This is a genomic window from Methanosarcina sp. A14 (assembly GCF_001729375.1).
Lineage (GTDB): Archaea > Halobacteriota > Methanosarcinia > Methanosarcinales > Methanosarcinaceae > Methanosarcina > Methanosarcina barkeri.
On sequence record NZ_LZPK01000080.1, the window covers coordinates 1 to 7,567 of the forward strand.

The following is a 7,567-nucleotide window of genomic DNA, read 5'->3' on the forward strand; positions in this document are numbered from 1 at the left end:
ACGTCCCAGGTGCTGTCACCTTCTCCAACATCGATGATTTCGTCATCTACATATTCTCCGTCCTTGTCGAATTCGAGCCAGACCTTATTACCGTCAACATCGACCTGCTTGGCCTGGAGAGAGTAGCCCTGTCCGAGGTCAAGGGTTTCGCCGGTTCTGACAGTGTACTTGTCATCGCTGTCAAGAACAAGCTTGGCGAGTTTGTCAGCGCTGTTGGATTTCAGTGGGATATACTTGTCTGCGAAGAAACCGAGCAAGCTGTAGTTGTCCCAGCCAATGCTTGGCTTTTCATATTCGTAGTCAACCTGCTGGATCTTAGTAGAGTATACAATTCCACCCTCTCCAATTACATTGCCACTGTTTCCACTGACAGGTTTAATGGAAAGAGTTTCAGTTGTAACGTTATCGTCAATATCGTAGTAGAATGCTGCGAATTGAGTAGCATCGATTGTAATACCATCGCCGACAATGTCGTCGATATTAGAGCCGTTAAACACTGGACCGCGGATCTCAACTGAGTCTGCTGCACTTGCGGCGGATGCAAATACAGTCAGAAGCATGAGAGCAGACAGTGTCACTGCTGCGAATCTCTTCATTTATTGTTCCTCCATGTTTGTTAAGATATGTCGTATGTAAGAAGAAGTGTCGGGATCAACACTTTAAGGGTTTCACCATTCTTCACCAAATCAGACTTTTAGATTTCGTCTATTGCCGAAGAGGATTTCATTCCCTCCTTATCCCTCTAAATTGGATTACAAGTGTTCTATAAAATAATTGCCCTATTAAATCTTTTGTGGTCTATTTCAGGGAAATTAAAGAGGAAAAGCGCAAAACAACGATACAAATGACGGTAAATGTCGAAAGAGCTCAGGTGGCATATTCGTCAGGAGTTAAATTAAAAGATAAATTCGAAATACTTATAAAGACTATGGAAAAGGAATAACACGATTAGAGAGACTTACGATTAAAGAAACTCATGCCAAACAATTTCAGATTACACTAACTTTAAAAATCCACTAGGTAAGCTTACCCTGTGCTACTTTTAAAGTATATTATGTCTATTTAAAATATTTTATGCCTGGAAAATTTCAGTATATAAAGCAGGTTCCAATTAAACAGGTTTCATGTACCTATAATATACTTTGAGAAATATAACATATATATGATTCTAAAGATGAAGATATCAGTTCGTCAAGGAAGACCTATTCTTAAAGATATTATTTCAACCAAACCTGTACCAAATTCTCTGATTTTACTTTCCCTTTTTTCTGAGTTATAAGTCATTTAATCCCCTGAAACTTGAAAAATACCCATTTCATATCAGTCTATTTCATATCAGTCTGTTTCTAAGTTTCACTTTAGGATCTGGAATCGTTTCACTTTCTTCCACAAATTTGCCCTCAACTATCATTCTGCAATTAAATGAATCATCAAGTAGAGAACCATTATCATTGTCAGAACTTCAATTCTTGACTTATTTTCTCATGCGTCTTCAATTATAGTCACGCCTGTAATTAGTGCAACAAAAATCTCATTATATCTCATTTGAGCAGTTGCATTATTTAGCCTCATGACTATAAGTGAGCAATCATGCCAAACTGTCTCAATCCCCACAACATTTTTAAATATAATATATATTGAGCTAGAACAGGGAGTTGCTTTCATATAAACAGACCAAAATTTAAGACTAGCTTCTAATGCAAAATAGATAGCTTTCAAGCAAAAAAAATATTTAATCAGTGATTAATAGACTTATTCTAGAAATACACTTTAGATACACTAAAAGCACCACTTTTCAAAAATACAAATCTTTTTTTACGTTATCCTGCCCTTTGTAATATATCAGCATCTCTTTGAGAGAAATACTAATGTCATAACTTGCAAGAATGAGCAGTCTTAGTTCTTAATTTTTTTCAAAACAAACAATTCATTGGTCTTTATTATTTCATCAATCCTGTAATAAGTCGTAAATTCCTCATCTTTTGAAGATCTACTTCTTTACCGAATTCACGTTTTCTAATAGGCTATCAAATCCATCATTTTAACACAACAGAAGAGAAATCTGGAATCAATTTCTCCACAGTTTTTAACATATCTTTAACATATCTTATCCACAGAAGAAGCCCTCCCCAGTTAGTTTTTTAAACGACACTTCTGGCTTTTTCAAGTTATTTTAGGCTCTTCATCACTCTCTATAGAGAATACTATTTTCAATTAAAGACCGCCTGAATTTTATGATTTATGAGAATAATGAGAATTATGAGGATATCCACATAAGACAATGAAGAATTTTAATTAGTATCAGTTCCATTTTTCGGTTAGTAACCTCTGCTCAAACTAAATTGTTTTGGGTTATTATTTCCTTTAATAGAATTTGGAACGTGGGCACGAACATACCCCCGTTGCTTGCACGGAGTGCGCCAGTGCAATATGATTGTCACTTATTTTTGCTTACATCACCAGTATCCTTACTGCTTTCCTTTTTTTTTAGGACAACAGAAATTATTTTCAATAAACCTCATTCCCCTCCCATCGCCACCAATTCGGAATATTAGATTGGAGCCACAGTTTGGACAGCTTGTGGGGCGAGGCTGGTTGTCCTTTGCTTCCCACATATAATCGCATTCTTTGCAGAGAAAATTGACCTTGCATTCACCAGTATTAACATATTCTCCTCCAGAGATCTCGATCGCTTTTCCGTTGACAAGGGCATCAGCAATCTTCTCCCGCGCCCTTTGGAGGTCGCTCCAGAAAGTTTTTCGGGATACTCCCATCCTGTCAGCAGCCTCATTCTGCTCTATCTTGAGAAGGTCGCAAAGACGAACAGCTTCAATCTCTTCTATAGATAGGTTAATTATTTCCAAACAGCAAAGAGGGATTTCTCTGGGCTTATAATAGGTGGCCTTTGGAAAACAAGATACTCTACGCTTAACTTTATTGACCATCAAATTACACTTACGTGACGCATAATAAGTATTTATCGATCAATATATTATATTAAAGCATTTAGAGTTTTACTTCTACATCGCCATCAAGGATTAGAGTAAACGCAAACTGCCATATTCGATGGCAACATATTTTTTGTTTTATCCTGAAATAATTTCGCAGATTCAAACCCATTTCATTGGTCATCGGTTAAGGAATTTTCTTGCCTGAAAGCTATCGATTTTTCATTTAGAAGCCGGCCTTAAATGTGGGTCCTATTTACATGAAATCAATATCCCTATTCCAGCTCGTAATTTATTATATTTGACAAATATTGAGGAAATTAACGTAATTTTTCACGATTTTTCACATAACCGAAGACGCATGAATTCTTCTCTTAATTCCTCTATCACCAACTTGTTGATCTGACTATCTCTACTTTCACATACCTTTTATCTCTTTCTCACTATGTGGAAAATACCTCCATAAGTACTCAGCAGTAGCGAGGAAATATATATTTTACTTCCTTAACGGTCTCTTCTTTCTCTCCTTCTGTTTCTTCAAGGAACTCTTTGCTTTTCAGAGTTTCTGTCTGTGCAACTCCGGGATGCTGTTTCAGAAATTCTATTGAGTATTCAGTAGTTTCCTTTGCTGATAATTGAAAGGTCTCATCAATTTCTTCTTTGCTGAACTGCCCATGATCAAGAAGAAGTTGAGTTATTTTTTCTCTGGTAGCTTGAGGTTCGTTCTCATAGTTTAGAGAGTAGTACAGCTTGCTGATGATAACTTTTAAACTCCTGGGTCGACTTCTTTTTTTGTCTTTTACCTCAAAAGGACTTTTATCTTTTATTTTTTTTATAATTTCTTCAAGGTCATACTGGCTCAAGTTTAACACCTATATGGAATCTGGCTTGCAAGCAGATAAAAGTTATAAATCTGCAGGGAGAGAAAAGAAGATGTTGATATATAAATTAAGACAGAGGTTAAAATAATTTTAAAAATATAATAAACTGAATAAATAAGTAAAGTTTGAAATAGTAAGTTGAAGAATAGCACAAATTGAAACTAAAGCACTGTAAACTGAAAACAAAGCAAAATGAAAAACTAAAGTCTATCCATTAGTCATCGGCCAAGGATTCATTTCCGTCATATGTTAATCTTTTTGAACCCAATTCCTTCATTTTTTATTAAAACCATTCATCTCTAAACCTTTCTCTGTTACATGCGGATCTAATGCTTGACTTTCAGATACACTCATTATCGTTTAAAAAGTTCTTTGAATTCCACATACATATAGAATTACTGTCAACAGATCTGATGCATTCTCTGCAAATATTGTACTCCAACATAACTGCGTATATCTAGCCATTTTTTCAGTATGAGTTATTGAGTTTTTTACAAAAGAATAAATTCTTCTACTAACGATTAGTGTAAATATTACTGTCCAGATTAGAGCTTCAATTACCTGCACATTCTTTGTTTCAAGAACGTCTAGCGAGTATTTGCTTTTCAATTCTTTGAAAAGCAGTTCTATATTTCATCTGGCTCTATATAAGTTTTCAATGTCTTTTACATTCAAAATGTCTTTCTGAATATTTGTAATATAAATATGATGCTTCCCATTTTTGTCATTATTCTTTGGCAGTTTGCCTTAACCACTCTTCTGGAAACATTTCCCGAAGAGAGTATTCAAGAGTAGGTGGGAAACGAGTAGACATAGATTCAAAAATTTGAATATGAGTATAAAAGCAGATACAGGAGATGTGATTTAATGCTTAACCGATGGCGCATGAAAACCATTTGAATGTTCAATAAGCGATACAGTAACAGACAACGCAAAAGAGAAAATGTTGAGTAAATTTAAGCTTCATTGTGATAATGTAGAATGATTCTGTAAAATGAAACAATTTCGAAGTTGAAGTGAAATGGTGGTCACCCGTACGATAGATCATTGTAATAAAAGAAATTAAAAGCGAAATAATTGGAATAAAACAACAATCTTCTGTCGTGCCTATTGAAGCTCATTCCAGAAGGTTTTCTGATACTTTATTCTGTCAGCAGTCTCATTCTGCCCTACATGAGGACGGTCGCAAAGACGAATTCTTCAAGCTCTTCCAAGAACAAGTTAATAATTACGAGAATACTTAGCGGGCTTTATCTGAGTTTTTAAGAAGTAGCTTTTTAGATTATTGAAAACCCACTTAACTCAATCTACCGTCAAAATACGCAAATGAGATGTTATATAAATAACTAACGCTACATTAATTTAAATATTGATAAATTAAAAAGTTCAGAATTAATAATTAGGATTCTGCATTTTAATTACAAAACCATAAGCAATAAACTTGTAATTATATAAAATGCGATTATAAGTATGGCGTTTACTTTATAATTTATACATTATACATTAGTCAACCCTGCGGATATCTTCTGCCTTATATATTTGATTTAACGTAAAAGTTCTGCTAATCACTGTACTTTCGTATTACTTCTTAGTCGAATAATTTTATGTTCTTTTCATATCAAAAATGAGTATACGCTGCCGTTTTCCATGCGTCATCACGGGCCAACGATTCGTAAGAGTTCACAGGATTTATACAAAGGAATTCTTTTATTAGTATAGTAAAACCTAATAGAAATGAAAACTATTTATACTACGTCGCTTATGTGTAATTTAGAGACTATCCGAAAAGTGCTGTGACCTGCTGTAACTTCTACAATCAGTGATCACAAATGAACGGATTCCGGATAATAAACACTAATTGTCCAGTTGTAATTATACAACATGCGTAAAACTTTTTGGATAGCCTCTAAGACCTCTTTTATCTGAAATCACAAGATTTACTTATAGTACACTCACCCTGAAGTCTAAATAAAGCAGTGTTCCCCCAACTCTTTAATAATCAAAAATTTAACTGCTTACTTTTCTATTATATATATTAGCCGAACAAAAATAGAAGCTATATATACTACGCGCTTATGTGTAATGTAAGAGTTTGTCTGAAAAGCTCTGTGACCTACTATAACTTTTATAATCGGCAGATCACAAATGAACAGATTCCGGATAATAAGCACTAATTGCCCAGTTTTATAGCTTCCGCTTGATATCTAAAACAAAAAAGGTAAACTATTAACTCTCTACAAATTTACCTTTTAACTGCTTAATTTTTATTTTTATATTTATACCAAACAAAAATGGAAGTTATTTATAACACGTCGCTTATGTGTAATTTAAGAGTTTATCTGAAAAGTGCTGTGACCTACTGTAACTTCTACAATCAGCAGATCATAAATGAACGGATTCCGGATAATAAACACAGTTGTCTAATTGTAAATTTTACAACATTCATAGAACTTTTCGGATAGTCTCCAGGATCTCTTTTATTCTGAGATCACAAGGTTTACCATTATAGAACTTACCCACTTGATGTTTAAAACAAAAGCAGTGAACTTCAAACTTTCTAAAAATTCAAGATTTAACTGCTTAATTTACTGTACTTTATTTTGTATTATAAGTGAGTGACTTCTATAAAAAAGTAAAAACGACCTACTAAAAATGTCATTTAAATAGCTGGAACTTTCAAGCAGACGTCAATATAAATTGGACAATCATTATCGGTATGCCACATATCGTAAATACAATCGTCTGATGAAGCGACTTTAAGCGTATTTAGGAGGTAAAGCTAAAATGAGTAAATTAACTACCGGGAGTTTTTCTATAGAAGATCTAGAATCCGTTCAGATCACTATCAATAATATTGTAGGGGCAGCAAAGGAGGCTGCTGAAGAAAAAGAAAAGGAGCTCGTTAACGCAGGTCCCACACTTTTTCCAGGACTTGAGGGTTATAGGGATGACTGGAACTTCAAACTACTTGACCGTTACGAGCCTGTAATCACCCCCATGTGTGATCAGTGCTGCTACTGTACCTATGGACCCTGTGATCTTTCAGGGAACAAGAGAGGTGCTTGTGGTATTGACATGAAGGGCCACAATGGGAGAGAATTCTTCCTCCGTGTAATTACAGGTACTGCCTGCCATGCAGCTCATGGCCGCCACCTGCTTGATCACTTGATCGAAAAATATGGAGAAGACTTACCTCTCACCCTTGGGCAATCCAATGTGCTTACCCCAAACATTACAATCAGTACTGGGCTTAGCCCCAAAACCCTTGGGGAAGTCAAGCCGGCAATGGAGTATGTTGAAGAACAGCTGACCCAGCTGCTTGCAACTGTCCATGCAGGTCAGGAGTCCGCAGAAATTGATTACGACTCAAAAGCCCTATTCAGTGGTAGCCTGGATCACGTAGGCATGGAAATTTCTGATATTGTACAGGTCGCAGCCTATGATTTCCCGAAAGCTGACCCAGAGGCTCCCTTAGTTGAAATCGGAATGGGAACCATTGACAAGTCCAAACCTTTCCTATGTGTTATAGGACACAATGTCGCCGGTGTCACCTACATGATGGACTACATGGAAGACAACAACCTGACCGACAAGATGGAAATTGCTGGACTCTGCTGTACTGCAATCGACCTTACAAGGTACAAGGAAGCCGATCGGAGGCCCCCATATGCAAAAGTTATAGGTTCCATGTCCAAGGAACTCAAGGTAATCCGTTCAGGAATGCCAGATGTCATTGTT

3 protein-coding genes and 3 pseudogenes are annotated in these 7,567 nt (G+C 35.7%); 1 reads left to right on the top strand and 5 read right to left on the bottom strand.

What is annotated here, in order from left to right; genetic code table 11:
• From A9239_RS04850 to A9239_RS18085, 5 genes and pseudogenes are all read right to left on the bottom strand, one after another.
• Nucleotides 1-596, bottom strand: a 596-nt coding sequence (locus tag A9239_RS04850) for an S-layer protein domain-containing protein (RefSeq protein ID WP_304440481.1), incomplete at its 3' end; no start/stop codon positions are given.
• Nucleotides 597-1,763: 1,167 nt separating this feature from the next.
• Nucleotides 1,764-2,164: pseudogene (locus tag A9239_RS20165) on the bottom strand (IS1634 family transposase); the annotation flags it as partial.
• A gap of 304 nt (nucleotides 2,165-2,468) precedes the next feature.
• Nucleotides 2,469-2,945: a DUF134 domain-containing protein gene (locus tag A9239_RS20850; protein WP_048154541.1), complete on the bottom strand. Its 477-nt coding sequence runs from the start codon at nucleotides 2,943-2,945 to the stop codon at nucleotides 2,469-2,471.
• Nucleotides 2,946-3,418: 473 nt separating this feature from the next.
• Nucleotides 3,419-3,820 carry a hypothetical protein gene (locus A9239_RS04865; RefSeq protein WP_048119836.1) on the bottom strand — a complete coding sequence of 134 codons (402 nt, stop codon included), beginning with the start codon at nucleotides 3,818-3,820 and terminating at the stop codon, nucleotides 3,419-3,421.
• 292 nt (nucleotides 3,821-4,112) lie between these two features.
• A pseudogene (locus A9239_RS18085) lies at nucleotides 4,113-4,558 on the bottom strand (transposase); the annotation flags it as partial.
• 2,055 nt (nucleotides 4,559-6,613) lie between these two features.
• Between A9239_RS18085 and A9239_RS04870 the strand changes: the two are divergent.
• Nucleotides 6,614-7,567 (top strand): annotated as a pseudogene (locus tag A9239_RS04870) (acetyl-CoA decarbonylase/synthase complex subunit alpha); the annotation flags it as partial.

Excerpts from the sequence above, each read along its gene's own strand:
- A9239_RS20850 (WP_048154541.1), bottom strand. The coding sequence starts at position 2,945 with ATGGTCAATAAAGTTAAGCGTAGAGTATCTTGTTTTCCAAAGGCCACC.